Origin of the sequence: Agrobacterium sp. V1 (genome assembly GCF_030518355.1) — a bacterium.
GTDB lineage: Bacteria > Pseudomonadota > Alphaproteobacteria > Rhizobiales > Rhizobiaceae > Agrobacterium > Agrobacterium cucumeris.
Map to the genome: position 1 here is coordinate 1,025,668 of NZ_JAULSF010000002.1, position 25,427 is coordinate 1,051,094.

At 60.6% G+C, this 25,427-nt stretch carries 20 protein-coding genes; 11 read left to right on the forward strand and 9 right to left on the reverse strand.

Annotation, left to right across the window (positions count from 1 at the left end):
* Positions 1-62: 62 nt before the first annotated feature.
* The 6 genes from QSV77_RS18650 to QSV77_RS18675 are packed head-to-tail and all read left to right on the forward strand — an operon-like array spanning position 63 to position 6,339.
* The gene (locus QSV77_RS18650; RefSeq protein WP_302734619.1) at positions 63-989 is read left to right on the forward strand and encodes a carbohydrate ABC transporter permease; all 927 of its coding nucleotides are present in this window, start codon (positions 63-65) and stop codon (positions 987-989) included.
* A 10-nt stretch (positions 990-999) separates the two neighbouring features.
* Positions 1,000-1,830: a carbohydrate ABC transporter permease gene (locus QSV77_RS18655; protein WP_302734620.1), complete on the forward strand. Its 831-nt coding sequence runs from the start codon at positions 1,000-1,002 to the stop codon at positions 1,828-1,830.
* Positions 1,831-1,832: 2 nt separating this feature from the next.
* Positions 1,833-2,915: an ABC transporter ATP-binding protein gene (locus QSV77_RS18660; RefSeq protein WP_302734621.1), complete on the forward strand. Its 1,083-nt coding sequence runs from the start codon at positions 1,833-1,835 to the stop codon at positions 2,913-2,915.
* Entirely contained in the window at positions 2,912-3,895 is a 984-nt protein-coding gene (locus tag QSV77_RS18665; protein WP_302734622.1) for an NAD(P)-dependent oxidoreductase, read from the forward strand. The genes QSV77_RS18660 and QSV77_RS18665 overlap by 4 nt, the downstream gene beginning before the upstream one ends.
* On the forward strand, positions 3,892-5,574 hold the full coding sequence (locus QSV77_RS18670; protein ID WP_302734623.1) for an SMP-30/gluconolactonase/LRE family protein: 1,683 nt from the start codon (positions 3,892-3,894) through the stop codon (positions 5,572-5,574). Before QSV77_RS18665 ends, QSV77_RS18670 begins: the two co-directional genes overlap by 4 nt.
* Positions 5,575-5,577: 3 nt before the next feature.
* Positions 5,578-6,339 (forward strand): SDR family NAD(P)-dependent oxidoreductase, encoded by a 762-nt coding sequence (locus QSV77_RS18675; protein WP_302734624.1) that lies wholly within the window; start codon positions 5,578-5,580, stop codon positions 6,337-6,339.
* Between the two features lie 76 nt (positions 6,340-6,415).
* On the opposite strand, the gene QSV77_RS18680 is transcribed toward QSV77_RS18675, so the two are convergent.
* The 6 genes from QSV77_RS18680 to QSV77_RS18705 are packed head-to-tail and all read right to left on the reverse strand — an operon-like array spanning position 6,416 to position 11,959.
* Complete coding sequence (locus tag QSV77_RS18680) at positions 6,416-7,222, reverse strand: inositol monophosphatase (RefSeq protein WP_142843101.1); 807 nt, start codon at positions 7,220-7,222, stop codon at positions 6,416-6,418.
* On the reverse strand, positions 7,219-8,055 hold the full coding sequence (locus QSV77_RS18685; RefSeq protein WP_302734625.1) for a glycerophosphodiester phosphodiesterase family protein: 837 nt from the start codon (positions 8,053-8,055) through the stop codon (positions 7,219-7,221). Before QSV77_RS18685 ends, QSV77_RS18680 begins: the two co-directional genes overlap by 4 nt.
* Before the next feature lie 2 nt (positions 8,056-8,057).
* Complete coding sequence (locus QSV77_RS18690; RefSeq protein ID WP_302734626.1) at positions 8,058-9,092, reverse strand: ABC transporter ATP-binding protein; 1,035 nt, start codon at positions 9,090-9,092, stop codon at positions 8,058-8,060.
* 8 nt (positions 9,093-9,100) lie between these two features.
* Entirely contained in the window at positions 9,101-9,925 is an 825-nt protein-coding gene (locus QSV77_RS18695; protein ID WP_110760116.1) for an ABC transporter permease, read from the reverse strand.
* A gap of 1 nt (position 9,926) precedes the next feature.
* Positions 9,927-10,766 carry an ABC transporter permease gene (locus QSV77_RS18700; RefSeq protein ID WP_302735272.1) on the reverse strand — a complete coding sequence of 280 codons (840 nt, stop codon included), beginning with the start codon at positions 10,764-10,766 and terminating at the stop codon, positions 9,927-9,929.
* 41 nt (positions 10,767-10,807) lie between these two features.
* The gene (locus QSV77_RS18705; RefSeq protein WP_065116457.1) at positions 10,808-11,959 is read right to left on the reverse strand and encodes an extracellular solute-binding protein; all 1,152 of its coding nucleotides are present in this window, start codon (positions 11,957-11,959) and stop codon (positions 10,808-10,810) included.
* A 461-nt stretch (positions 11,960-12,420) separates the two neighbouring features.
* On the opposite strand from QSV77_RS18705, the gene QSV77_RS18710 reads away from it, so the two are divergent.
* Positions 12,421-14,364 carry a methyl-accepting chemotaxis protein gene (locus tag QSV77_RS18710; protein WP_302734627.1) on the forward strand — a complete coding sequence of 648 codons (1,944 nt, stop codon included), beginning with the start codon at positions 12,421-12,423 and terminating at the stop codon, positions 14,362-14,364.
* Between the two features lie 275 nt (positions 14,365-14,639).
* The gene (locus tag QSV77_RS18715) at positions 14,640-17,429 is read left to right on the forward strand and encodes a bifunctional aconitate hydratase 2/2-methylisocitrate dehydratase (RefSeq protein WP_271363342.1); all 2,790 of its coding nucleotides are present in this window, start codon (positions 14,640-14,642) and stop codon (positions 17,427-17,429) included.
* Positions 17,430-17,619: 190 nt separating this feature from the next.
* Here QSV77_RS18715 and QSV77_RS18720 read toward each other — a convergent pair whose 3' ends face one another.
* The 3 genes from QSV77_RS18720 to QSV77_RS18730 are packed head-to-tail and all read right to left on the reverse strand — an operon-like array spanning position 17,620 to position 20,769.
* A complete protein-coding gene (locus tag QSV77_RS18720) occupies positions 17,620-18,720 on the reverse strand; it encodes an ABC transporter substrate-binding protein (RefSeq protein WP_302734629.1) in 1,101 nt (366 codons plus the stop codon).
* Positions 18,717-20,108, reverse strand: a complete 1,392-nt coding sequence (locus QSV77_RS18725) for a sensor histidine kinase (protein ID WP_302734630.1) — start codon at positions 20,106-20,108, stop codon at positions 18,717-18,719. Before QSV77_RS18725 ends, QSV77_RS18720 begins: the two co-directional genes overlap by 4 nt.
* Positions 20,095-20,769 (reverse strand): response regulator transcription factor, encoded by a 675-nt coding sequence (locus QSV77_RS18730; RefSeq protein ID WP_080843196.1) that lies wholly within the window; start codon positions 20,767-20,769, stop codon positions 20,095-20,097. Before QSV77_RS18730 ends, QSV77_RS18725 begins: the two co-directional genes overlap by 14 nt.
* A gap of 308 nt (positions 20,770-21,077) precedes the next feature.
* On the opposite strand from QSV77_RS18730, the gene QSV77_RS18735 reads away from it, so the two are divergent.
* The 3 genes from QSV77_RS18735 (at position 21,078) to QSV77_RS18745 (ending at position 25,096) form a co-directional block, all read left to right on the forward strand.
* On the forward strand, positions 21,078-22,142 hold the full coding sequence (locus QSV77_RS18735) for an ABC transporter substrate-binding protein (protein WP_142843085.1): 1,065 nt from the start codon (positions 21,078-21,080) through the stop codon (positions 22,140-22,142).
* A gap of 148 nt (positions 22,143-22,290) precedes the next feature.
* A complete protein-coding gene (locus tag QSV77_RS18740; protein ID WP_225341525.1) occupies positions 22,291-24,042 on the forward strand; it encodes an iron ABC transporter permease in 1,752 nt (583 codons plus the stop codon).
* Positions 24,035-25,096: an ABC transporter ATP-binding protein gene (locus QSV77_RS18745; RefSeq protein ID WP_046800484.1), complete on the forward strand. Its 1,062-nt coding sequence runs from the start codon at positions 24,035-24,037 to the stop codon at positions 25,094-25,096. The genes QSV77_RS18740 and QSV77_RS18745 overlap by 8 nt, the downstream gene beginning before the upstream one ends.
* Positions 25,097-25,427: the final 331 nt, after the last annotated feature.

Below are 25,427 nucleotides of genomic sequence, written 5' to 3' on the forward strand. Positions count from 1 at the left end.
TTGTCCTGCCATGGCCCGTAAAGGGCCATGGCCATCATTCGCATCCGGCAGGAGGACCATCCATGACCGAACCCGTTCGGGCTGGGCGTCGCAAGTTCTTCGATCTTGCGCGTCCCAGCCGGCAACATCTCCTCGGCTATATTCTGATCGCGCCCGCGGTCCTGATGGTTGCCGCCATCATCGTCTGGCCGCTCGTGCTGGCCGTTGACCTTTCGTTTCAGCAGGTCAAGATACCAAGGCTTGGCGGCGCCAGCCGGCCGTTTTCGCTGAGCAATTACGCCTGGCTGTTCTCGTCGCCGGAATTCTGGCTGGCCTGCTGGGTAACGCTGAAACTGGTCATCGTCGTTACCGCCGGCAGCGTCGCGGTTGGCCTCAGCACGGCGCTTCTCGCCAATAACCGTTTCAAGGGCCGCACCGTCGCGCGGCTGGGAATGGCGCTACCCTGGGCGGTGCCGGAAATCATCGCGGTCGTCATCTTTGCGTGGATGTTCGACACTTCCTTCGGCCTGTTCGGCTGGCTGGCGATCAAGCTCGGTTTTACCGATCAGATGATCCCGTGGGTCAGCAGTTCCACGGCCGCATTCTGGGCCGTGGCGATCACCATGGTGTGGAAGGGTTTTCCTTTCGTCTCGATCATGTGTCTGGCTGGCCTGCAGTCCATCCCCGCCGATTATTATGCGGCGGCCAAGGTCGATGGCGCGAGTGTGTGGCAGCGTTTCCGCTGGATCACCATGCCGCTTTTGATGCCGGTGCTGGGCGTGACGCTGGTGCTGACGCTGCTGTGGGTATTCCGCGACTTTTCCATCATCAAGGTTCTGACCGGTGGCGGGCCGCTGCGTTCAACCCAGACGCTGTCGATCATGACCTATGACCAAGCCTTCCAGTATCACAATTTCGGTCGTGCCGCCGCCGTCGGCGTGCTGACGCTGGTGATCTGCATCGTCGCGAGCCTCCTGATGCTCGGCCGGCGTTCGAAATCGATCTATTGAGGAGGCTTTGATGAAACGGACATTTTTACAGAGCCTTGCCCTTTACGCGACTGTGATCTTCACGCTGGTGATGATCCTGTTTCCGGTCTACTGGCTGCTGGTCACGGCACTTTCCAGCACCGATGAGCTTTACCGCCTGCCGCCGACCTTCTGGCCGGACGATCCGCAGTGGGACATCTTCGCCCGCGTCTGGGCGGCAAAACCGATCCTGTTGTGGCTTTGGAATTCGATGCTGGCGGCCATTGGCTCGGTGGCGCTGTCGATGCTGGTCTCGGTCAGCGCCGGTTATGCGCTGTCGCGTTATTCCATGCGGGGTGGCGCGACCATGGGCCTCTTCGTGCTGACGGCGAAGATGCTGCCCGCGACGCTGCTGGTCATTCCGCTGTTTTCGATCTTTTCCAGCTTCGGCCTGATCGGCAGCCTGTGGACGCTGGTTCTGGCGCATTCGACAATGATCATTCCTTTCGCCACATGGATGCTGAAAGGCTATTTCGACACCATTCCAAAGGAACTGGAACAGGCTGCCATGGTCGACGGCTGCTCGCCGATCGGCGCGATGGTGCGCGTCGTGCTTCCCATCGCCACGCCGGGGCTTGCCGCCACCGCACTTTATGCCTTCGTGCTCAGCTGGGCAGACTATGCCTATGCGCGCACCTTCCTCGTCAACTCGCCGGACAACTGGACGGCCAATCTCGGCATCACCACGATGCAGGGCGAATATGTCACCTACTGGAACGACATTTCCGCCGCATCCGTGTTCATCGCACTGCCGATCATCGCAATCTACCTGTTCCTGGAACGTTATTTGGTCGGCGGCCTTACCGCTGGCGCGGAGAAATAAGCATGGCCAATATTTCCATTCGCAACGTCAGCAAGTCCTATGGCGCGCTCAACGTGCTCAGGCCGTTTTCGCTTGAGATCGAGAACGGCGAGTTCGTGGTGCTGGTCGGGCCTTCCGGCTGCGGCAAGTCGACGATGCTGAAAATCCTCGCCGGCCTCGAACCGGCAAGCGAAGGCCAGATCTTCATCGGCGACAACGAAGTGACGGATCTGGCGCCGGGTCACCGCGACATCGCCATGGTTTTCCAGAACTATGCGCTTTATCCGCACCTCACCGTTCGCCAGAATATCGGCTTCGGTCTGAAGATGCGCGGCACCGACAAGACCGAGATCGACCGCCGGGTTGATGATGCGGCGCGCATTCTGGAAGTGACACCCTATCTCGATCGCAAGCCCAAGGATCTCTCGGGCGGCCAGCGCCAGCGCGTGGCACTTGGCCGTGCCATCGTGCGCCAGCCGCAGGCCTTCCTGATGGATGAGCCGCTGTCCAATCTCGATGCCAAGCTGCGCGTCCACATGCGTGCCGAAATCGGCGCGTTGCACAAGCGCATCGGTGTCACCACCGTTTATGTGACGCATGATCAGGTCGAGGCGATGACGATGGCGGACCGCGTCGTCATCATGCAGGGCGGCATCATCCAGCAGATCGCCGCACCCGACGAGCTTTTCAACAATCCGGCCAATCTTTTCGTTGCCGGTTTCATCGGCTCGCCGGGCATGAATTTCCTCAATGCGGAACTGCGTGACGGCACTGTTACCCTGTTTGGGCAACAGGTCTCCCTGCCGGGTGCCGTCGGCCGCCAAGGCAGCGTGATTGTCGGTCTGCGGCCGGAACATCTCGTTCTGGGCGATGCGCCTGTTACCTTCGATGTCCGTCCGACGCTGGTGGAGAGCCTGGGATCGGAAAAATACGTCTATTTCGATGCGGAAGGTGCAAGGGTCGCCGATGGCGAGGAGGGCAAGTCCAAGGGGCTGATCGCCCGCGTCTCGCATACCGGCAGCCTTCCCGGCAATGAGGCGCTCCGGCTCGGTTTCGATCCGGCCCAGCTTTATCTCTTCGATGCAAAGACCGGAGCACGGCTATGATTCTCGTTACCGGATCGGCAGGCCGTGTCGGCCGTGCCGTTGTCGCAGCCTTGCGCGCACAGGGCCGCGCCGTTCGCGGTTTTGATTTGAGGCCATCGGCAACCGGCGGCGAGGAAGTCGTCGGGTCGCTGGAGGATGCGCAGGCATTGTCCGAGGCCATCAGGGGCGTCAGCGCCGTCCTGCATCTTGGCGCCTTCATGTCATGGGCTCCGGCGGATCGCGACCGCATGTTCGCCGTCAATGTCGAGGGCACGCGCCGGCTTCTGGATGCGGCGTCAGCAGCTGGCGTGCGGCGGTTCGTTTTCGCTTCGTCGGGTGAGGTCTATCCGGAAAACCGGCCGGAGTTCCTGCCAGTCACCGAGGACCATCCGCTTTGCCCCAATTCGCCCTATGGTCTGACCAAGCTTCTGGGCGAAGAGCTGGTGCGCTTTCACCAGCGAAGCGGCACCATGGAAACGGTGATCCTGCGGTTTTCGCATACGCAGGATGCGGCGGAACTGCTGGATGAAGAGAGTTTCTTTTCCGGTCCCCGATTTTTCCTGCGGCCGCGCATTCGCCAGCAGCAGAATTTTGGAAACACTGCCATCGCCGAATTGCTCCAGTCCCGCGATATCGGTGAGCCGTCGCACATTCTGGCGCGCAATGAAAAAGGCCGGCCGTTCCGCATGCATATAACCGATACGCGCGACATGGTGGCGGGCATTCTGCTTGCTCTCGATCACCCCGGGGCGGCGGGCGGCACCTTCAATCTCGGCGCCGATGAGCCGGCCGATTTCGCCGCGCTTCTGCCGAAAATTGCGGCGCTGACCGGCCTGCCCATCGTGACAGTCGATTTTCCCGGCGACGGCGTTTATTACCATACGTCCAACGAGCGGATCAGAAACACTTTGGGGTTTGAAGCGGAATGGACGATGGACCGGATGCTGGACGACGCGGCGGCCGCAAGGCGGCAGCGACTCGTGAAGGAGCAGAGGCAATGAAACCGGAGACGCCGGGCGGCACGGCGGCGCTGGCCAAGGGCCTGACCCTGCTCGACATGGTCGCCGATGCGCCGGAACCGCAGCGTTTTGCCGAGCTGCTGCGCGCCTCCGGTCTGCCGAAGCCGACATTCGCGCGCATCCTGCGCACCCTTATCGCTTATGGCCTCGTCCGTCAGGATGAGGCCCGTGGCACCTATGTGCTGGGCCAGCGTTTTCTGGAAATGTCCCATAAGGTCTGGGAGAGCTTCGATCTCGTCTCGGCGGCGACGCCGGAACTTGAGCGGCTGGCGGCTGAACTGGGTGAGACGGTTGCGCTGTGCCGGCTTGACGGCACCATGACGCAATATCTCGCCGAACGTTCGCCGAACGGTCTTTCGGTGCGCGTCGAGGTGGGGCGTCGTGTTCCCCTGCATTGCACCGCACCGGGCAAGGCGCTGCTCGCCTTTCAGGACCCCGCCGTTGGCCGTGCGCTGCTGGATCGCCTGACGCTCGATCTGCAGACACCCAAAACCATTACCAGCCTCGATGCGCTGCAGGCCGATCTGACGCTGACCCGGGCGCGGGGTTATTCGATTTCCTACGAGGAGCATCTGCCGGGCGTGAATTCGGTCGCGGCCCCTGTCATGGGCCGTGACAATACGCCGATGGGCGTGCTCGTTGCACTCGGGCCGTCGTCGCGGCTGGATTCTTCCAATATCCATCCCGCCGGGCGTGAATTGATTGCCGCAGCCCGCCGCATTACCGGTGCAGCCGGGGCCGTGGCGATCAGCTCGCGGCCACGCCCGCGTTCGGCAACGGGCCGCCCCAGCGCCGAACTCAGCTGTATTCTGCCGTGGGGTGCGCAGCTGGGGGAAAGCCCGGCCTGGCACGAGGGGGAAAACGCGCTCTACTGGGTGGATATCCTGCATCCGGCGGTGCACCGCTTCGATCCCGCCACCGGCCGCAACGAAACCTGCGAGACTGGCAAGCTGGTCAGCGCCGTCATTCCGGTCACCGGCGGGCGGTTGCTGGTGGCGTCGCAGGATGGCGTCGAATGGCTGGATTTCGCCTCCGGCCGGCTGACCCCCTTCGTCAGCCCGGAGGCTGGCATTGCCGATAACCGCCTGAACGATGCCAAATGCGGGCCGGACGGCGCGATCTGGGTCGGCTCGATGCGCATCGATGCTTCCAAGCCCACGGGTGCGCTTTATCGCATCAATGCCAATGGCGCATCCGAGCGCAAGGAAGGCGGCATCATCGTCTCCAACGGTCTCGGCTGGAGCCCCGATGGCCGGACCTTCTATTTCGTCGATACCGTGCCCGGCCTCATCCATGCCTATGATTGCGATCCGGCGACGGGCGCGCTGTCGCAGCGCCGCGAATTCGCCCGCATTCCGGTGGCCGATGGCCGGCCGGATGGTCTGGCCGTGGATGCGGAAGGCGGTGTCTGGTGCGCCATCTGGGATGGCTGGTGCGTGCGCCGCTACCTTCCGAACGGCAAGCTCGACCAGGTGATCGACATGCCGGTGCCGCGCCCTTCCAGCATCGCCTTTGGCGGGCCGGACTTGTCGACGCTGTTCATCACCAGCGCCCGCACGCGCCTGCCTGCCTCCACACTCGCCGATGCGCCGCTCTCCGGCGGCCTGTTTTCCTGCCGCCCGGGAATTGCCGGCGCGCGCATCTCGCTGTTTGAAGGATAAAGGATGCGTCTCGAAAGCGTCTTTGGATTGAAGGGCCGCACGGCGCTCGTCACCGGTTCCAGCCGTGGCATAGGCGCCGCCATTGCCGAGGGGCTGGCGGGCGCGGGCGCCCACGTCATCCTGCATGGCGTAAAGCCGGGCGCTGCCGCGCCCGTGCAGCACCGGATCGTCGCAAGCGGCGGCACGGCACAGGAACTGGCGGGCGATCTCTCCGAACCCGGTGCCGGTCGTGATCTCATCGAACGGGCCGAGGCGATAGCACCGGTCGATATTCTTGTCATCAATGCCAGCGCCCAGATCAACGCCGTGCTTTCGGAACTGACACCCGACGATCTGACGTTTCAGCTGGCGGTCAATCTGGGCTCGACGGTGGATATGCTGCAGGCGGCCCTGCCGCGCATGGCGGCCCGCAAATGGGGCAGGGTGGTTTCCATCGGGTCGATCAATCAGCTGCGTCCGAAGGGCATCGTCACCGCCTATGCCGCCACCAAGGCTGCGCAGCACAATCTGATCCAGAGTCAGGCGCGGGATTATGCGCGCGACAATGTCTTGCTCAACACACTCGCGCCCGGCCTCATCGACACCGACCGCAATGCCCACCGTCGTGATGAGGACCCCGAAGGCTGGGCGGAATACGTCCGGACGCTGAACTGGATGGGGCGTGCCGGGCAGCCGGAAGAAATCGTGGGTGCCGCCATCTTCCTGTCGTCGCAGGCCTGCAGTTTCATGACCGGTGAAACCGTGCTGATGACGGGCGGTTACTGATCACGCTATCCTTCGCAGGACCCGCATATTGGCGGATACGTGCCGGCGGATGTACTGACCACGCGCGCTGTGCCGCTCACGGATCCTTGGGCGGAACGCCGCGAAGCCGCTCGAGAAGATAGGCGTGGGTTGCGGCATTGGCGACGATCAGCGTGCCGGTCCGCTCATAGATTTCAGGCCCGCGCCCCCACCAGTCCGTCACAATGCCGCCGGCTTCCTCAACGAGCAGGATACCGGCTGCGGTATCGACAAACCCTGTCTCCTCGTAATAACCGGTAAGCCGGCCGCAGGCCACGTAAGCGCAGGAATTGGCGGCGCTGCCGACGACCCGCACCGCGCCGATTGGGCCCCGAATATCGTCCAGACGCTGGTAGGCGCCGGGATAAAGCGAAAGATTGGGTGTTGGCAGGCCGGTGCCGACGCACATGAGCGCGATATCGCTGCTGGCATTGACGCGCAGGCGTTCGCCGTTGAGATATGCGCCTTCGCCCTTGATCGTCGTGAACATCTCGTCGGCGACTGGATTATAGACAAGCCCGCAGATCGTCTCGTTGCCGCGGCGCAGCGCAATGGTGATGGTGTAGTGCTGGCCATAGATGAAATTTGTAGTGCCATCGATGGGATCGACCAGCCAGCGATGTTCGGCATCCGAACCGTCAACCGGAGCGAATTCCTCGCCGGTCAACCCCCAGGGATACCGGCCGAGCAGGCGTTCGCGGATCAGCGTTTCGGACTGCCGGTCCGCATCGGACACGAAGTCGCCCGGTCCCTTGACGCCGATCTCGATGTCGCGGAAGCGCCTGAAATGCTGGAGCGTCAATGCGCCGGCCTCGCGGGTGGTGGCGATCATGTCTTCCAGAATGGCGGTGTAGTTGACGGTCATCGGCTGAATGCCTCGGTTAGCCCTTCCGGGTCATCGGTGGTGATCTGGTCGACCTTGAGCCGCAACAGCCGCACGACATCGGTGATCGATTGCGGCGTGATGCTGTTGATGGTCCATGCATCGACACGGCGGCCGGCGGCGTGGACGGGGGCGATGATATCAATGCCGGCATCCTCTGCAGCAAGGATGATCCGATAATCGAGATAGATCATTCCGGCAGCCGGTGCCGTGGCGAGCGCCTGTTCGATGAAGTTGGAAAAGTCTTCGCCCCTCTGCAGCCTTGCGAGTGTGTCGTCCTCACACGGGTCATATCCCGTCTTGAGGTCGGGTACCGATGCGGCAAGCGCGGCGATGGCGTCGAAATCCCCGCCGGACAGGATCATGGAGCCCGCCAATGGCGCGATGCTTGCGCTGAAACCGGCGATGACCTGCGGGGTGAGGGCATGCCGGTCTTCCTTGAAATCGAGCTGCAGCAGGGCATCGGGATGGATGATCTCGCGGGCGAGCAGGGCGCAGAGGTCTTCGAGCAGCATCACCCTTGAGGATACGGGCTGACCCTGATTGTCGCGCAGATGCAGCTGGCGCAGGTTGGCGGCGGAGGCGTCTCGCACTCTTCCGGCGCCGGTGGTTTCCCGCTCCAGCGTCAGATCATGCAGCACGGCGCAGCCGTGGTCGGCGTGAATGACGAGATCGACTTCGATGCTCGCGCCAAGGCACATGGCCTCGATGATGCGCTCGCCGGTGAAGGCGGTATCGGCGGCGCGGCGGCGGCCACGATGCCATTTGAGCCAGGTGCGGTGGCCGTCACGTTCGAGGAGGATAGGCATGTTCATGGTCAGCTCCGGTAGATTTGCCGGTTGTCGCGAAAGGCCGTGACGGCGCGGGGCAGGATATCGACCCCCTGTCCGGCCCGGAAGAGATCGGGATGGGCGACCATCGATTTGATCCTGACACCATCGGGAAGATCGAGATCGACAAGGCCATGGGTGCCATAATCGGTCACCCGGTGAACGCTTGCCTGCGGCGTCTCGGATGCCGTCAGATCAACGGCCTCGGGGCGGATGGCGAGAATGGCGGGACCGTCGGAGACGGGCAGTGGCACGGTCAGGCCGGCATGGGTGAAGGTTCCGCCCGAAACCACGCCTTCGATCAGGTTCATGGTGCCGATGAAGCCGGCGACGAAGGGGGTCTGCGGCTCGCGGTAGATGACGTTTGGCCGGTCGATCTGCTCGGTCTTGCCATTGGCCATCACGACGATGCGGTCGGCCATGGAAAGGGCTTCGTCCTGTCCATGCGTGACAAACAGCGTGGTGATGCCGAGACGCTGCTGGATATCGCGCACCTCTTCCCGCAGGCGCTCGCGCAGATGCTGGTCGAGGCTGGCGAAGGGTTCATCCAGAAGCAGGATTTTCGGCTCCAGGACCAGTGAGCGGGCGAGCGCCACGCGTTGCTGCTGGCCGCCGGAGAGCTGGCTGGTGGCGCGTTCGCCATAACCGGAAAGCCCGACCAGTTCGAGTACCGCTTCGACCTTCTCCTTGATCTGGGAGGCCGGCATGCGCCGCAGCTTGAGGCCGAATGCGAGGTTCTTGAAGACGTTCATATGGGTCCAGAGCGCGTGGCTCTGGAACACCATGCCGGTGGGCCGGCGCTCGGGTGGCAGATGGGTGACGTCTTCGCCGTCGATGGTGATCCGTCCGCCGGTCGGCTGTTCGAAACCACCGACCATGCGCAGCAGCGTTGATTTGCCGGAACCGGAGGGGCCGAGAAGGCAGACGAGTTCACCATCGGCGACGTCGAGCGAGAAGTTGTCGACTGCCTTGGTGCCACCGGCGAAGGTTTTCGTAACCCCGCGGATATGAAGTACGGACATGAATATTCCTAACCGCCGAAGCCGCGGGCGAAGGCGCCGCCGCCAATGACGCGGCGGGCGAACATGAGGGCAATGAATGACGGCACCCAGAGCACGACGGACAGGACCGCGCCATACTGGATGACCATCTGGTTGTTGATGTAGCTGATCATCAGCACCGGCATCGTGCGGATGCCGGGGGCGCCGATGAGCCATGCCCCTTCGGTTTCATAGAAGGTGCCGACGAAGCTCAGGAGCACGGCGGCGGCAATGGTCGGCCCGGCCTGTGGCAGCGTGATCGACCAGAAGACCCGCAGGGGACTGGCCCCCACATCGCGGGCCGCCTCTTCCATGCGGCGATCGACGGCCTGAAACGCGGCGACGGGTATCCAGATCATGAACATCAGCGTGCCGACGAGTTGGATCAGGACGACGCCCCAGAATGTGCCGATGAGGTTGAGCTGCAGAAAGATCGCCGCAATTGCCACCAGCAGCCCGAATTTCGGGAAGGCATGACCGGCAAGGAAGGAGAAGAACAAGAGATTGCGGCCGGGAAAGCTCATGCGGGCAAAGGCATAGGCGGCGGGAAGGCAGATCAGCGCCGAAAGCAGGGTCACCACCGTCGTCAGCCGAAAGCTCAGCATCAGGGCGTTCCATACATCGGGGCGTCCGAGTGTCTGGCCCCAGAAACGGAAGCCGAACTGTTGCGGCACGACGTTGGGGTAACGCCAGACTTCGGTGAAAGCCCAGGTGCCGACGACGATGAGCGGCCCGACGATCGCAACGGTCAGAAGGGCGGCGAAGAATATGCCGGGCCAGTCGAGGCGCCTGCGCGCCGGTGCAAAAGCGGCCATGTTACTTCCCCTGATTGCGTGCGACTGAGCGCACATAAAAGAGGCCGAAGGCAATGCAGAAGCCGAAGGCGATAACGGCCTGGGTCATGGCGCCGATGGGGTCCTGCATATCGCGAAGGGTGCGCTGCATGAAGGGACCAATCATTTCCGGCGATGCGGGGCCAAGCAGATAAGGAAGGGTGAAGGAGGAGAAGATGCCGAGCACCGAAAAGGAAAGCGCCACGAGAATGGAATTGGAGATGCGCGGCAGGATGATGTGCCAGAAGACCTGCAGCGCGTTGGCGCCCACATCCCGCGCCGCTTCCACGGACTGGTTGGCGACACTGCCGAGGCCCGCCAGCAAAATCAGCACCGTCAGCGGGATATTGTCCCAGACAAGGCCGATGACCGGCCCCCAGGGGGTCAGATAAGGCGTGCGGATTTTCGGCAGGTCGACCGCGTTGAGCAGAATATCCACCATGCCATTGGGCCCAAGCACGCGGATGAAGGCGAAGGCGAGGATGATGGAAGGCACGAACATCGGAAAGATCGCCAGCGCCTGCACATAGGCCGAAAGGCGGCCCTGGGAAAAGCGCAGATAAAGCGCGACCGGCAGGCAGATCACCAGAAGCAGCATGGCGCAGACCAGAGTGGTCCAGAGCGTGACGGCGAGATTGTCGAGGCTGTAGCGATCCGAAAAGAAGAAGACGTAGCTCGAAAGATCGAACGTCGTTTTTCCATTGGTCCCGGTACGCCAGACGGTGCGCCCTATGGCGTTGATGGCCGGCCAGATGACGAGCCAGATCATCAGGAAAACGGGAATGGCGACGAGCAGGAGGCCGATTGGTCTCCTGCCTGCCATATTGTCGATGAGCGGGCGGACCGCTCCTTCTGCTGCCTCGGTCACGACTTGCGGTCGACGTTCGGAGCAACGTGACGGTACCAGCCGTCATTGATGGCGGTTTCCCATTTGCCGGCCGGGAAGGTCGGAATGGTCTGAGGAATGATGTCGGCGAAGCGCTTGCGCAAATCGGCTGGGACATAGTCCCAGGAAACGCCGGGGAAACCGCCGAGCTCGGTTAGGATGGCGCCCTGGATTTCTTCGGAGAGAACGAAATTCGCCAGCTTGAGGGCGGCATCGCGATTGGTGCCGTTCGCCAGCACCACGGCCCGGGAAAAATCGCCGCAAAGCGCGAGATCCTGAAGCTGAACGAGGCCTGTTTCCGCAGGAAGCACACCCTGATCGATCGCCTTCAGAACCTGATCGGACCAGACGGGCGTCATCGTCACGACGCCTTGCGACAGCAGCTGCAGAGACTGGGTGTTGCCGGAGGCATAGGCGCCCTTGTCATAAAGCGACGGGGCGATATCGGTCAGCAGATCCCACGCCTTGCCCAGTGCCTTGTCGCCGAATTCCTGGGTGTAGTTGTCGACCGTGAAAGCCTTGGGGTCGAGACCATTGGCCTGATGGATGGCGCGGCGAACGAAATTGCCGCCGGAACCGCCCTTGTCGGGACGGTTATAGACGAACTGGCCGGGATTGGCCTTGATCCAGGTAACCAGCTGCTCCCAGGTCTTCGGGGCATCCGCGGGCTTCAGCTTGGCTGTGTCATAGGCGAGCAGAACCTGGCTGCCGCGATAGGGCAGGCTGTATTCGCTGCGGATGGCAAGCGGGTTGACGCGCGAATAGTTGGAGAGACCGGCTTTCGCCATGTTCACATAGATGCCGGCATCGATCGCGCCTGCGGGCAGCAGCGGATCGGAATGCTCGAAATAGTCAGCCTGCGGATCGGTGCCTGTCTGCTTTGCTGCAATGGCGCGTTCGCCGATGGCGATAATGCCGGCATTGTCACCGGCGTCCACGAGATTGAGTTTGATACCCGGATTGGCCGCCTCGAAAGCGGGTTTGACCGTGTTGGTCCAGAAATCGAGGATGTTGCTGTCGGCGCCAGTATACCAGTCGATCGTGCCCGGGGCGGCGAAGCTCATGCGCGGCGCAAGGGCAAGGCCAGCGGCGGCGCCTGCTGCTGATATCATGAAGGTGCGGCGTTTCATCTCTGTCTCCAGTGCTCTCGGCGAGTGGAATTGTTGAGCGCTGACCCTTTTTAGAAAGATCGGAACGGCGCTGGCCCGCCTTTGCACAGCCGTGCATTTTTTAACGGGTCGGCGGCGTTTCTAATGACTTTCCTTAACGCTTTCGTGACACCCGGACACGCGGATCGGCTGACGAAAATTAGCGTCTAAATAATTTAGCAATGTCGCAAATTGTCATGACTTGCATGGGCCGGGTAACACTTCATTCAGTGGTTTTGTGAAATCTAAAATACGCAGGTTCCAAGGTTTCATCGGCGGAGCCGGTAGAGCAATCGGACCCCCATCTCACCCACGCTTTGCGGTTTTGAGTTGATGTCCGCTTGTAGCCCTATGAGGGGCACAGCTACCCGCGATGTTTCTTTATATCTTTCCCCGGCCACCCCATGCGGACGGCTGGCGGAGCGCTTGCCCCGAGGCCATTCATGTCTTTCCTGAAGAATACCAAGATAAAAACGAAGGTCGTTTTTGTCATTTCGCTGATGAGTTTGATGTCGCTTTCCGGCATTAGCTACGTCAGCCTGCAATATAACAATACCGACCGCGTTTATAGCGACTTCATCGCCAACGAGGCTCTTGCGGCGGTGCTGAACGCCCGGACCAGCGGCAATCTCAATGCGCTCGGCATGCAGATGCTTCGCGCCAGCCTCAATGATCCCGCCGGCAGTGATTTCGAATCGGCAGTCAAGACGTTCAGGGCAGACCGCAAACAGCTCGAAGAGCGCCAGAACAAGATCATGGAGCTGGTGCCGGCCCGCACGGATGCCGCCCGCGATATCCTGAAGGGTGTCGTTGAAGTCGAGGAGATCGGCAATCAGGTCATCGCCCTGATGCAGGCGGGAAAAACCGCCGAAGCGCAGCAGATGGCGCTGAACGTCCTTCGGAAAATCGGCGAAGTGTCGCCGAAGATCAGCGCCGGCAACGAGCAGCTTATCCAGGTCATGAATGACGGCCGGCAGCAGCTCAGCGCAAGCACCGATACGACGATCTGGACGGGCCTGATCGGCATTGCGCTTGTTTCCCTGGCCCTGATCGGACTTGGCCTGTTTGTCTCGTCGCGTGGCATCACCACCCCGATTGCGCGGCTTCGTGAGCGCATGGGATCGCTGGCGGCCGGTGATACGGCAGGCGAAATCGACGGAATGGACCGCAAGGATGAAGTTGGCCAGATGGCCGCTGCGGTTCAGGCCTTCCGTGAAAATGCAATCGAGCGTGTGCGGCTCGAAAATGAAACCGAGGCCAACCGGTCGACTTCTGAAAAGGACCGGATAGAGCGCGAGAAGCAGAAGGCGAAAGAGGCTGCCGACGTACAGTTTGCCGTCGACAATCTTGCCACCGCGCTTTCGAAGATCGCTCAGGGCGACGTTACCTATCGGATCGTGCAGCCGTTCGTTGCCGGCCTTGACGGTATTCGCGGTGATTTCAACCGGGCGGCCGAACAGCTGCAGTCGACCCTTACCCAGGTGGCACAGAATGCCCGTGGCATCGATGCCGGCGCCAACGAAATCCGGTCTGCGGCAGATGATCTGGCGAGACGTACCGAACAGCAGGCGGCGGCCGTTGAAGAGACTGCGGCGGCGCTGGAAGAAATCACCATCACGGTGAAGGACTCCACCAAACGTGCACAGGAAGCCGGTCATCTCGTCGGCCGCGCAAAGGTCGGCGCGGAAAAGTCGGGCGAAGTTGTGCAGAAGGCCGTCGCGGCGATGGAACAGATCGCGACATCCGCCAATCAGATTTCCAACATCATCGGCGTGATCGACGAGATCGCCTTCCAGACCAACCTTCTGGCGCTGAATGCCGGCGTGGAAGCGGCGCGTGCCGGTGATGCGGGCAAGGGCTTTGCCGTTGTCGCGCAGGAAGTTCGTGAACTGGCGCAGCGTTCCGCCGGTGCCGCCAAGGAAATCAAGAACCTGATCACGACATCGAACAGTCAGGTGGAGCAGGGCGTGCAGCTGGTTGGCGAAACCGGCAGGGCGCTGGAACTGATCGTCACCGAAGTGCAGGACATCAACCGGCACGTCGCGGCGATCGCGGAATCGGCACAGGAACAGTCCTCCGGCCTCCAGCAGATCAACACGGCTGTGAACCAGATGGATCAGGATACCCAGAAGAACGCCGCCATGGTGGAAGAAAGCACGGCTGCAAGCCACGGTCTTGCACGCGAGGCGTCTTCGCTCAACGGCCTTATTGCCCAGTTCAAGCTGTCCGAAGGCGGTTACAGTGAAGCTTCCGCGCCGGTCCGCACCGTCTCTTCGTCCGACAGGCCCGCGGCATCTCCGGCGCGCGCGCTCGGCGGCAGGATCAGGGCTGCATTTTCCGGCAATGCCGCACTGAGCACCTCTGCGGACAGCTGGGAGGAGTTTTGATGATTGCCGCGTTTTTGACGGCGGATTCACGGCTCCTTTTGATCGCCGAAAAGACGATGGTCTGATATAGGAATGGGCGGTTCGCAGAAGGGCCGCCCATTTTTGTCGCGACAGTCGGACAACGGAACGATTGAAACGATTATACTGAAATGCGACATCTTGTCAGCCGGCCCCGGTTGGCGTACTCGAAACCGGTACAAGACCCAGACCTATTGACGTGACAGTTCGGTGGTGCTGGGTTTTGGCTCCATACATATCAGGACGTTGGGATAGCGATGAACCTTTACTTGGATTACCTGGCTGAGATCAAAAGCAGAGAACAACAAGGGCTCGCACCCAAGCCGATTGATGACGGCGCATTGACCGCCGAAATCATTGCGCTGATCAAGGATGCCGGTAGCGAATACCGGACGGACGCCCTCAAATTTTTCATCTACAACTCGCTGCCGGGCACCACGAGTGCTGCGGGCGTCAAGGCGGCTTTCCTCAAGCAGATCATTCTCGGCGAAGTCGTCGTGCCAGAGATCACGCCTGCCTTTGCACTGGAACTGCTGTCGCACATGAAGGGTGGCCCTTCTGTCGAAGTGCTGCTCGACATCACACTCGGTGATGACGCGGCACTTGCCGAGCAGGCGGGTGAGGTTCTGAAGACCCAGGTCTTCCTTTATGACGCCGACATGTTCCGGCTGCGCGATGCCTTCAAGGCAGGCAATGCCGTCGCCAAAGGCGTGCTTGAAAGCTATGCCAAGGCTGAATTCTTCACCAAGCTTCCGGATGTGGAAGACGAGATCAAGGTCGTGACCTTCATCGCCGCCGAAGGCGATATTTCGACCGACCTTTTGTCGCCCGGCAACCAGGCGCATTCGCGCTCCGACCGCCAGCTGCACGGCCAGTGTATGATCACGCCGGAAGCGCAGGCGGAAATCGTCGCGCTTCAGAAGCAGCATCCCGACAAGCGGGTGATGATGATCGCCGAAAAGGGCACGATGGGCGTTGGCTCGTCACGCATGTCCGGCGTCAACAACGTGGCGCTGTGGACCGGCAAGCAGGCCAGCCCCTATGTGCCCTTCGTCAATTTCGCACCCGTCGTTGCCGGCACCAACGGCATCTCGCCGATCTTCGCCACCACCGTCGATGTGACGGGTGGTATCGGCATCAACCTGAAGAACTGGGTGAAGAAGCTCGGTGAAGACGGCAAGCCGATCCTCAACAATGACGGCAACCCGATCCTCGAGCAGAAATATTCGGTCGAGACCGGCACTGTCCTGAAGATCGACGCCAAGAACCGCAAGCTTCGCGACGAAAGCGGCAATGAGCTGGTCGACGTTGCCGCCGCCTTCACGCCCCAGAAGATGGAATTCATGAAGGCGGGCAGCTCTTATGCGATCGTCTTCGGCAAGAAGCTCCAGACCTTTGCGGCTCAGACGCTCGGCATCGAGGCGACGCCGGTCTTTGCCCCGAACAAGGAAATCGCGATCGAAGGTCAGGGCCTCACTGCCGTTGAGAAGATCTTCAACCGCAACGCCGTCGGCGTGACCCCCGGCAAGGTGCTGCATGCCGGTTCGGACGTTCGCGTCAAGGTCAACATCGTCGGCTCGCAGGATACGACCGGCCTGATGACCGCGCAGGAACTTGAGGCGATGGCGGCAACCGTCATCTCGCCGCTGGTGGATGGCGCCTATCAGTCGGGCTGCCACACGGCCTCCGTCTGGGACAAGAAGGCGCAGGCGAATATTCCGAAGCTCATGTCCTTCATGAACAATTTCGGCGTCATCACCGCGCGCGACCCGAAGGGCGTCTATCATTCGATGACGGACGTGATCCACAAGGTGCTGAACGACATCACCGTGGATGACTGGGCGATCATCATCGGCGGCGACAGCCATACGCGCATGTCCAAGGGCGTCGCCTTCGGCGCCGACTCGGGCACCGTGGCGCTGGCGCTGGCGACGGGTGAGGCGACCATGCCGATCCCGCAATCGGTCAAGGTCACGTTCAAGGGCACGATGCAGCCGCATATGGACTTCCGCGACGTCGTGCATGCGACGCAGGCGCAGATGCTGAAGCAGCATGGCGATAACGTGTTCCAGGGCCGCATCATCGAAGTCCATATCGGCACGCTGCTCGCCGACCAGGCCTTCACCTTCACCGACTGGACGGCCGAGATGAAGGCCAAGGCGTCGATCTGCATCTCTGAGGACGAGACGCTGATCGAGTCGCTGGAGATCGCCAAGTCGCGCATCCAGATCATGATTGACAAGGGCATGGACAATGCCGCCCAGACGCTGAAGGGCCTGATCGCCAAGGCGGATCAGCGTATTGCCGAAATCCGCTCGGGCGAAAAGCCTGCCTTGACCCCCGACGACAATGCGAAATATTTCGCCGAAGTCGTTGTGGATCTGGATGTCATCGACGAACCGATGATCGCCGACCCCGACGTCAACAATGCCGATGTCTCCCGGCGTTATACCCATGATACGATCCGCCCGGTCTCCTATTATGGCGGCACCAAGAAGGTCGATCTGGGCTTCGTCGGTTCGTGCATGGTGCATAAGGGCGACATGAAGATCGTCGCCCAGATGTTGAAGAACATCGAAAAAGCCGAAGGCAAGGTCGAGTTCAAGGCGCCGCTCGTCGTCGCTGCACCGACCTACAACATCATCGACGAGCTGAAGGCGGAAGGGGATTGGGAAATCCTGCAGAAGTATTCCGGCTTCGAATTCGATGACCTGAAGCCGAAGACCACCAACCGCACCGAATACGAGAACATCCTCTATCTGGAACGCCCGGGCTGCAACCTGTGCATGGGCAACCAGGAGAAGGCGGAAAAGGGCGACACCGTTCTGGCAACCTCGACCCGCCTGTTCCAGGGCCGCGTCGTGGAAGACACGGCTGAAAAGAAGGGTGAATCGCTTCTGGCCTCGACCCCGGTCGTCGTCCTGTCGGCAATCCTTGGCCGCACGCCGAGTGCGGAAGAGTATAAGGCAGCCGTCGAAGGGATCGATCTGACCAAGTTCACCCCGTCGAAGGGCACGCCGATCGATTCCCTCTCGGTCCATTATTGAGGTTTCGGCACCGGGAGGTGAAAGCCTCCCGGACATGACACGTTATCTGAAGCGCGTCATAATGATCTGAAGGGTGCCTGCCGAAAGGCGGGCATCCGAAACCATGCGCCGGTCCATCGCAGCATGGAGGCGGCAATAGTCGCACCGCCAGCCCGAATGCGCCGGGTGCCGTCCTATTTTTTCCAAGATATCAGTTCGCTCCGGAATTGTTTCCGGACGTCATCACGCCGGTCCAGTCGTCGATGAAACGTTTGCGCTGGGCGGCGTCCTGCGTCGCCAGAAGGGCGGGGCCGATGCGGATGAGGCGTCCGACACCACTTTCGATGAGCGAGGGAGGGCCATCGACACCGGTCGGCATGGTTCCGTCCTGCGAGAAGAAGAAGGATTTTTCCCGGGCGATACGCCGGCCGCGTTCCGAAAGAAGATAATCAATGAAGCGTCCGGCAAGCGCTGGCCGCCTTGCCTTTTGCGGAATGAGCGCCGCCCTGCTCAGAACAAGGGTATAATCACGCGGCAAGACGATCTTCAGCTTCGGATCGCGCAGGGTCGCCGCATAGGCGTAGGAGCCTATGACATTGTAGCCTATATATATTTTCTGGTTGGAAATATCGGAGAGCACGGAACTGTTGCAGCAGCGCAGCTGGGTGTCGACGCGGCTCATGCTTTCCAGCAGGCGGCCATAGGCGGTGGAATTCTGCTCCGCGTCGAGGAAGGCCAGAAGATAACCGACGCCTGACTGGCGAAGATCATAGGTCGCGACGTGGCCGCGGTAGAACTCCTGTTTTCGGCGCAGCAGATCGGCAAGTTCGGCGCGCGTATGCGGCACGTCCTGCGGCGGAACATAATCGCTGTTATAAACGATGACACTTGGCTCGAATGTGAAGCCATAGACCTCGTCACGCCAGCTATTGGCGTGGTTCTCCACCGCGCGCGTCTCTGTCGACACATGCGACAGGGCACATCCGTCATTGGCGAGCTTCACCATCTGGTCCACCGAGGATGACATCAGAAGGTCGCCGAAATCCTTGTCCTCCCGGCAGGCGGCGTCCGCCTCGCGATAGAGATCATTGGTGACGAAATCGGTGTAGTCGATGGCGATGTTCGGTTCGATCTGCTGAAAATCGAGCAGAAGCGGTGTCAGGGCGGATGTGTCGGCCGCGCCGTTGATGACGAGACGGCCCGTCTCTTCGGCCGGGGCGGGAAAATATGTCGAGGTGCCCTCCGTCGGCTGCGGGAGGGCCGAGCCCGTGGCCAGCGCTGAAAACAGGATTGCCAGGAAAAGTTTTTTCACGCGCTGTCCTCCCCGGCGCAAGGCAAGTCAAGGATGACGGTGAAACCCGCGTCGCCCTTTTCGCGAAAGCGGATCAGGCCGCCATGCGCGACCGCGACTTCCGCTGCTATGGCAAACCCGAGCCCCGAGGCGGTGCCGACATTGGGAGATGTGGCGTTGAAACGGCGTGACATCTGATCCCATCTTTCCGGCGGAATGCCCGGTCCGTCGTCTTCCACCTCGACGCAGATCCGCTCGCCATGTTGCATCACCCGGACGTCAAGGCGCGACACCGCGCCATGGCGCAGCGCATTGCTGATGATGTTGGCGATAGCTTCCCGCAGGCTGACCGGGTCGCCTTTGACCGGCATCAACGCTTCGTCGGCCTCGAACGAAATCACCATGTCGGGATCGACGGTCAGCGGAACGGCATGGTGGAACGCCGTGCGCGCCACCGCAACCAGATTGATGTTTTCGAGCTGGATGGTGCCGGAGCGATGGATGACCATGGCGTGGCTGAGCAGCTGGTTGGTCAGCTGCGCCAGTTCGCCCGTGCGTATCTTGATGCGCTGGGTGCGCTCGCGATTTTCCGGGATCATGCTCGCTTCATCAAGCATGTCCACCTGGGCGGAAAGCCCGGTCAGCGGCGTGCGTATCTGGTGTGCGGCATCGGCGATGAACTGCTGCAGCCGCACGACACGTTCGTCCAGCCGCCTCATGAAGTGGTTGATGGCGCCCAGAAACGGCTGCAGCTCCTGCGGTGCGGGCATTTCCATGGTTGTCAGGTCTTCGGGGTTGCGCTGCCGCAGGGCAAGCGCCAGCCGGGTGACGGGCTTCAGCGCATAACGCACGGCGAGAAAGGTGCCGCCAAGTCCAAGCAGGATCATGATGCCGACAATCAATATGGCGCCCTGGGTTATCTCGGCGGCCAGCGCCCGGCGCGCCTCGGTGGTCTGCGCCAGGATGACGTAGATCCATCCGCCCTGCGCCTGATCGGCCAGCGCGCGCGAAACGGTGATGACCCGCACTTCCACGCCGCGATATTGTTCCGTTTCGAGCTGCGGATCGTAACGGGCAGCGACATAATCATAATCGGCATTGAGGTCGGGATAACCGCTGACGATCGCGCCATCCGGTCCGACGATGCGATAGAAGATGCGGTCCCTTTCCGCAAAGCCAAGCAGTTCGAAAGCCGAGAGCGGCAGATTGACGATCAGCTTGCCGTCATTCTGGGTAATGCCGTCGGCAATCTGCATGGCGGCACCGCGCAGAAGCTGGTCATAGGTCTTGTTGGCGGCCGTCTGGGCATAATAACCGGCGGCGGAAATCAGGATACTCGCCACTATGAGCAGAACCATGCCCACGCGAATGACGAGGCGTGAAAACAGCGATGGCTCACGGGTTGTCATCGATCACCAGCTGATAACCCATGCCGCGCTGGGTAATGATCGATACGCCTGAACCCTCGATCTTCTTGCGTATCCGGCTGACATAAAGCTCGACCGCATTGTGGTTGACGCCCTCGTCAAAGCCGAACAGCGCATCCATCAACTCGTCCTTGCTGAACAGACGGCCGGGACGGGTGGCAAAAACCTCGAGAATGGCAATTTCGCGCCGCTTCAGCTGCACTTCCCGTTTGCCGATCCGAACATTGCGGCTCTGCTGATCGAGCTGCAGATTGCCGCAGGTGATGATATTGGTGGTTTCGCCGCGGTTGCGCCGCAACAGCACGCGCACACGCGCATCCAGCTCGCGAAAATCGAACGGTTTGACCAGATAATCGTCCGCGCCAAGATCAAGAGCGCTGACGCGGTCCTCGATTTCCGAGCGGGCCGTCAGTACCAGCACGGGAACCGTTTTTTTGGCGGCCCGCACACGGCGCAATATCTCGAACCCGTCAAGCCCGGGCAGCATGACGTCAAGAATGATCAGATCGTAATCGGTGAAGTCGAGAATTTCAGCCGCGACAAGTCCGTCTGCCTCCCAATCAACCGAGTGTCCCACCCGCTCCAGCCGTTGATTGATTGCCTCCCCGACATCCCGTGTGTCTTCGACCAAGAGGATGCGCATGGACCATGAATTGCATGAAAAATCAAACATGACAACAAAAACATATTTGAACGTGACAGGTTGCTGACAGATTCATGGATAAATTTATGTAGCGTGGCGATCTATTCGGTTTATCGGATGGTTTTCACTATATCCGTGGGAGGATATCGATTTTATTGGCGGCTTGATCTGCTTCGTAAGAAGTGGAAGTACTATTGCTTTGCTTAAAATAATCGAGACATTCAGGCGTGTGTCGGCAAGTAAAATCTGTCGTAACTTGGTCGCTTCTCTTCCCCCGGATTTCTTGAATCATTGTGGGAGGACCAGAAATGAAGCAATTTTTCTCTTATGCGCTGACCGCGAATGCGGCGGCCCTGCTGCTGGCCATGCCGGTATTTGCGGCCAGTGACGATCTTGTCGAGGCCGCACGCAAGGAGGGTTCGGTCACGATCTACGCGGCCACCGACCAGGCGCAGGCGCAGGCAGCGCTCGACGCATTCACGAAGAAATATCCCGGCATCCGTGTCGACTACAACGATATCGGCACCAATGGCGTTTATAACCGCATCATTTCGGAGGCCGCCGCCAAGCAGGTGGGTGGCGACGTCTTCTGGACTTCGGCGATGGATCAGGGCGTGAAGCTTGCGACGGATGGTTATCTGGAGGCCTACAAGTCGCCCGAAATGCCGTCGCTGCCCAGCTGGGCGGTCTTCAAGGACATTGTTTACGCCACCTCGGTCGAGCCTGTCGGCATGATCTACAACAAGACCGCGCTGCCGGAAGACAAGGTGCCGCAGACACGCGAAGACCTGATCAAATTCATTTCCAGCGGTGAATATAACGGCCGTATCGGCACTTTCGATCCGGAAAAGTCCGGCGTCGGATTTCTGATTCAGACCAGCGATCTGGAAAAAACCAGCAATTTCTGGGACATGACCAAGGGGCTCGGCAAGGCGAAGGGAAAATCCTATTCCTCGACAGGCTCGATGCGCGAAACCGTGGTTTCCGGTGAAAATGTCCTCGCCTACAACCTGATCGGCTCCTACGCGCTGGACTGGGTAAAGAGCGCGCCGAACCTTGGTGTTGCTTTCGGCAAGGATTACACGCTTGCCTTCTCGCGTGTTGCCGGCTTGCTGAAGGACGCGCCGCACCCAAATGCCGGCAAGTTGTTCATGGACTTCCTGCTGTCGCAGGACGGGCAGAACGCGCTTGCTTCAAAGGGCATGCCGGCTCTGCGCAAGGACACCACCGAAGGTTATAATATCGACACGCTCAACGCACTGGTCGGCGGCAATTTGAAGCCGATCGCGCTCGATGAAACGCTCCTCGGTTTCATGGAACCCATGAAACGGTTGAAGTTCCTCAACGAGTGGCGCGCAGCGCTCAAGGGCTGATCGCGCCCCGGGCACGCAAGTCCCCCAGGACGGGGCCAGGCACCGAGCTTTTTTAAAGGCACAGAACGGTGTCTGGCCCAGGGCCGCGGTCGTGCCATTCCTATGAAAATCCATTCAACAAACGTCTGTTTCCCGGAGGTTACAACCCATGCCGGTGGATACCATTACCCAAAACCCACCCCGAGAACTATCCCGCGAGCCGCGACTGAAGACGCCGCGTCCGCCCGGCGAAGCGCTGCTCTTCCGCCGGCTCGTCATCGGTTTCCTGACGCTGTGCGTCCTGACGCCCATTTGCCTGATCATCTACCAGAGCTTTCTCGATGGTCCGTTCTTCAGCCCGAGCGCCAGCCTCGGCCTGAGCGCATATGAATATATTCTCGTCGACCCGATGTTTTACGACGCCTTGTGGAACACGGTCATCATGGCTGTGGGCATGGTGGCGATCGCCGTCCCGCTGGGCGCAGCACTCTCCTTCCTGCTCACCCGTACCGATGTGCATTTCCGCAAGGCGCTGGAAATCATCGTGCTGGTTCCGATGTTCATTTCGGCGCTGGTGCTTGCTTTCGGGTATACGGTTGCCATCGGGCCGTCCGGCTTCGTCTCGATCCTCGTGCGCGATATCATCGGTTTCGTGCCGTGGAACATCTATTCCCTGAGCGGCATCGTGCTTGTCACGGGGCTGGCGCATGTCCCGCATGTCTATCTTTACGTGTCGGCGGCGATGCGCAACCTGCCGTCTGATCTTGAAGAAGCGGCCCGCATCACCGGCGCGCCCATCTGGCGTGTGTGCTGGGATGTCACCGTGCCCATGGTGCTGCCCGCGCTGATCTTCGCCACCGCGCTTAACCTGTTGATCGGCTTTGAAATGTTCGGTGTGCCGCTGGTGCTTGGCGATCCGAGCGGCATCAACGTCCTCACCACCTATATCTACAAGCTCACGACACTTTTCGGCGTCCCTACCTATCAGCTGATGGCTGTCGTCGTTGTACTGCTCGTGCTCCTGACCCTGCCGCTGGTGTGGTATCAGCGCCGGCTGCTGCGCCACAGCCGCCGTTATGCGGCCCTTGGCGGAAAAGGTTCGCGCACCACCGTCATGCGGCTGGGGCGCGCCGGCCAGATCATCGCGCTTTCCATCATCGGTTTCTGGCTGTTCCTGTCGGTCATCCTGCCGATCGGCGGAATTATCCTGCGCGCCTTTGTCGATGCGTGGGGGCAGGGCGTCAATCCTTTCGCTCATCTCACCACCAAGCATTTCAATGCGCTTTTCGAGGTTCCGAGCCTTTATCGCGGTGTTCTCAACACGATCATTCTCGCGGTCGTTGGTGGCGCCGTGGCCGTCGCCTTCTATCTGGTCGTCGGTCTTGCCGGGCACCGCAATCGGGACGTATCCAACACCGTTCTCGATTACATGGTTCTCCTGCCGCGCTCCATGCCGAGCCTGATCATCGGTCTCGCCTTCTTCTGGCTGTTCCTGTTCATTCCGTTCCTGGTGCCGCTGCGCACGACGCTGATAAGCCTGTTCATCGCTTATCTGATCGTTGGCCTTTCCTATGGCCTGCGGCTGCTGCAGGGCACGCTCATTCAGGTCAGCCCCGAACTGGAGGAGGCCGCACGCACGACGGGTGCGACAATCGGCCAGACCTGGCGTGACGTCGTCATTCCCATCGTGCGCCCCGGTCTCGTCGGCGCATGGGCGCTGATCATGATTGTCTTCCTGCGCGACTATGCCACCGGCATCTATCTCATGAGCGCCGGAACCGAAGTCATCGGCTCGCTCATGGTTTCCATGATTCAGTCCGGCGCAATGGACACGATTGCCGCGCTGGCATTCGTCAGCATCGTTCTTACCGGCGCAGGCCTCGGTCTCGCCCTTCGTCTGGGAGCAAAAATCCATGACTGAACTTACTGTTCGTGACGTTCACAAATATCTCGGCGGCCTGCATATTCTTCAGGGCGCATCCTTCACCGCCGAACGCGGCTCGATCGTTTCCCTGCTCGGCGCGTCGGGTAGCGGCAAAACAACCCTGCTGCGCTGCATTGCCGGGCTGGAGCAGCCCGAACAGGGCCTCATCAGCATCGGTGGAAAACCGATGCTCGATGGCAGCAAGGGCCTGACGGTTGCACCGGAAAACCGCAATATCGGCCTTGTCTTTCAGTCCTATGCGCTGTGGCCGCATCGCACCGTGATGGAAAATGTCGCCTATGGCCTGAAGCTGCGTGGCGTGAACCGGGTGGATGCCGGCAAACGTGTTCAGGCGACGCTGGAAAAGATCGGACTCGGCCATCTTGCCGAGCGTTATCCCGACCAGCTTTCCGGCGGCCAGCAGCAACGCGTCGCAATCTGCCGCGCGCTGGTCTATGAGCCGCGTGTCCTGTTGATGGACGAACCGCTTTCCAATCTTGACGCGAAGCTGCGCGAAGAGGCGCGTTACTGGATCCGCAAGCTCATCCTCGATCTGGAAATATGCGGTGTTCTCGTCACCCACGATCAGTCGGAAGCGCTCGCCGCATCCGACAATATCCTGCTTCTGCGCAACGGCGCCATCGTTCAGGAAGGCACACCGCAGGACATCTACACCAAGCCGAAGAGCTTTTATGCAGCCGACTTTCTCGGCGCAAACAATGTCGCCAGCGGCGAGATACGCGGTCTGGGTGAAGATGCCAGCATTCACGGGCCAAACTGGCAGCTTGATGGCATTGTTTTCGGCAGGAACGAAGAAAAAGAGGACAAGGCGGTCATCCGCGTCGAGCAGATCGCTGTGCATGACAATCCTGGCCAGAACCGCAGGGAAATGCATCTGGACGCCTGCCTCTATCTCGGCGACCGCTGGGAATACCGCCTGAAGGCCGGCGACTTCGCCGCCAAGGCCTTTGGCGCGAAGGCGTTACCGGAAGGCCCGGTCTGGGTGGATATTCCCCGTGAAAGCGTCTGGCTTTTTGCCGGTGCTCGATAATATCCCGTCCGTCCGGTCGGGCCTGTCTGTGGCGGACCAGTATGGCCGGTAAGAGTAGCCTATGGTCCATCGTTGCGTCCTTCACGGGAGCTGCGATGGACCGCAATGCGATTTTTCAATCGGCCGGTTTTGTGTCGCGCGGCTGATGCGCCAGGGATATTGTGATCTCTGTTAATGTCTGACTTTCGATTTTCGGAATAACTAATTAAATAATCTTGTAAAAATTATATTCGAAGTTCCAACGTGCCGCCCCGTAAATGGGGCGGCAGGATGTATGTTCAGGTAATCTCAGGCTCAGGTAACTGAGCTTGAGATTACTGGCGGCTGGTAG

What these genes read in the sequence shown, in the direction of transcription:
- QSV77_RS18650 (WP_302734619.1), top strand. Translation starts at nt 63, where the DNA reads ATGACCGAACCCGTTCGGGCTGGGCGTCGCAAGTTCTTCGATCTTGCG.
- QSV77_RS18655 (WP_302734620.1), top strand. Translation starts at nt 1,000, where the DNA reads ATGAAACGGACATTTTTACAGAGCCTTGCCCTTTACGCGACTGTGATC.
- QSV77_RS18660 (WP_302734621.1), top strand. Translation starts at nt 1,833, where the DNA reads ATGGCCAATATTTCCATTCGCAACGTCAGCAAGTCCTATGGCGCGCTC.
- QSV77_RS18665 (WP_302734622.1), top strand. Translation starts at nt 2,912, where the DNA reads ATGATTCTCGTTACCGGATCGGCAGGCCGTGTCGGCCGTGCCGTTGTC.
- QSV77_RS18670 (WP_302734623.1), top strand. Translation starts at nt 3,892, where the DNA reads ATGAAACCGGAGACGCCGGGCGGCACGGCGGCGCTGGCCAAGGGCCTG.
- QSV77_RS18675 (WP_302734624.1), top strand. Translation starts at nt 5,578, where the DNA reads ATGCGTCTCGAAAGCGTCTTTGGATTGAAGGGCCGCACGGCGCTCGTC.
- QSV77_RS18680 (WP_142843101.1), bottom strand. Translation starts at nt 7,222, where the DNA reads ATGACCGTCAACTACACCGCCATTCTGGAAGACATGATCGCCACCACC.
- QSV77_RS18685 (WP_302734625.1), bottom strand. Translation starts at nt 8,055, where the DNA reads ATGAACATGCCTATCCTCCTCGAACGTGACGGCCACCGCACCTGGCTC.
- QSV77_RS18690 (WP_302734626.1), bottom strand. Translation starts at nt 9,092, where the DNA reads ATGTCCGTACTTCATATCCGCGGGGTTACGAAAACCTTCGCCGGTGGC.
- QSV77_RS18695 (WP_110760116.1), bottom strand. Translation starts at nt 9,925, where the DNA reads ATGGCCGCTTTTGCACCGGCGCGCAGGCGCCTCGACTGGCCCGGCATA.
- QSV77_RS18700 (WP_302735272.1), bottom strand. Translation starts at nt 10,766, where the DNA reads ATGGCAGGCAGGAGACCAATCGGCCTCCTGCTCGTCGCCATTCCCGTT.
- QSV77_RS18705 (WP_065116457.1), bottom strand. Translation starts at nt 11,959, where the DNA reads ATGAAACGCCGCACCTTCATGATATCAGCAGCAGGCGCCGCCGCTGGC.
- QSV77_RS18710 (WP_302734627.1), top strand. Translation starts at nt 12,421, where the DNA reads ATGTCTTTCCTGAAGAATACCAAGATAAAAACGAAGGTCGTTTTTGTC.
- QSV77_RS18715 (WP_271363342.1), top strand. Translation starts at nt 14,640, where the DNA reads ATGAACCTTTACTTGGATTACCTGGCTGAGATCAAAAGCAGAGAACAA.
- QSV77_RS18725 (WP_302734630.1), bottom strand. Translation starts at nt 20,108, where the DNA reads ATGACAACCCGTGAGCCATCGCTGTTTTCACGCCTCGTCATTCGCGTG.
- QSV77_RS18730 (WP_080843196.1), bottom strand. Translation starts at nt 20,769, where the DNA reads ATGCGCATCCTCTTGGTCGAAGACACACGGGATGTCGGGGAGGCAATC.
- QSV77_RS18735 (WP_142843085.1), top strand. Translation starts at nt 21,078, where the DNA reads ATGAAGCAATTTTTCTCTTATGCGCTGACCGCGAATGCGGCGGCCCTG.
- QSV77_RS18740 (WP_225341525.1), top strand. Translation starts at nt 22,291, where the DNA reads ATGCCGGTGGATACCATTACCCAAAACCCACCCCGAGAACTATCCCGC.
- QSV77_RS18745 (WP_046800484.1), top strand. Translation starts at nt 24,035, where the DNA reads ATGACTGAACTTACTGTTCGTGACGTTCACAAATATCTCGGCGGCCTG.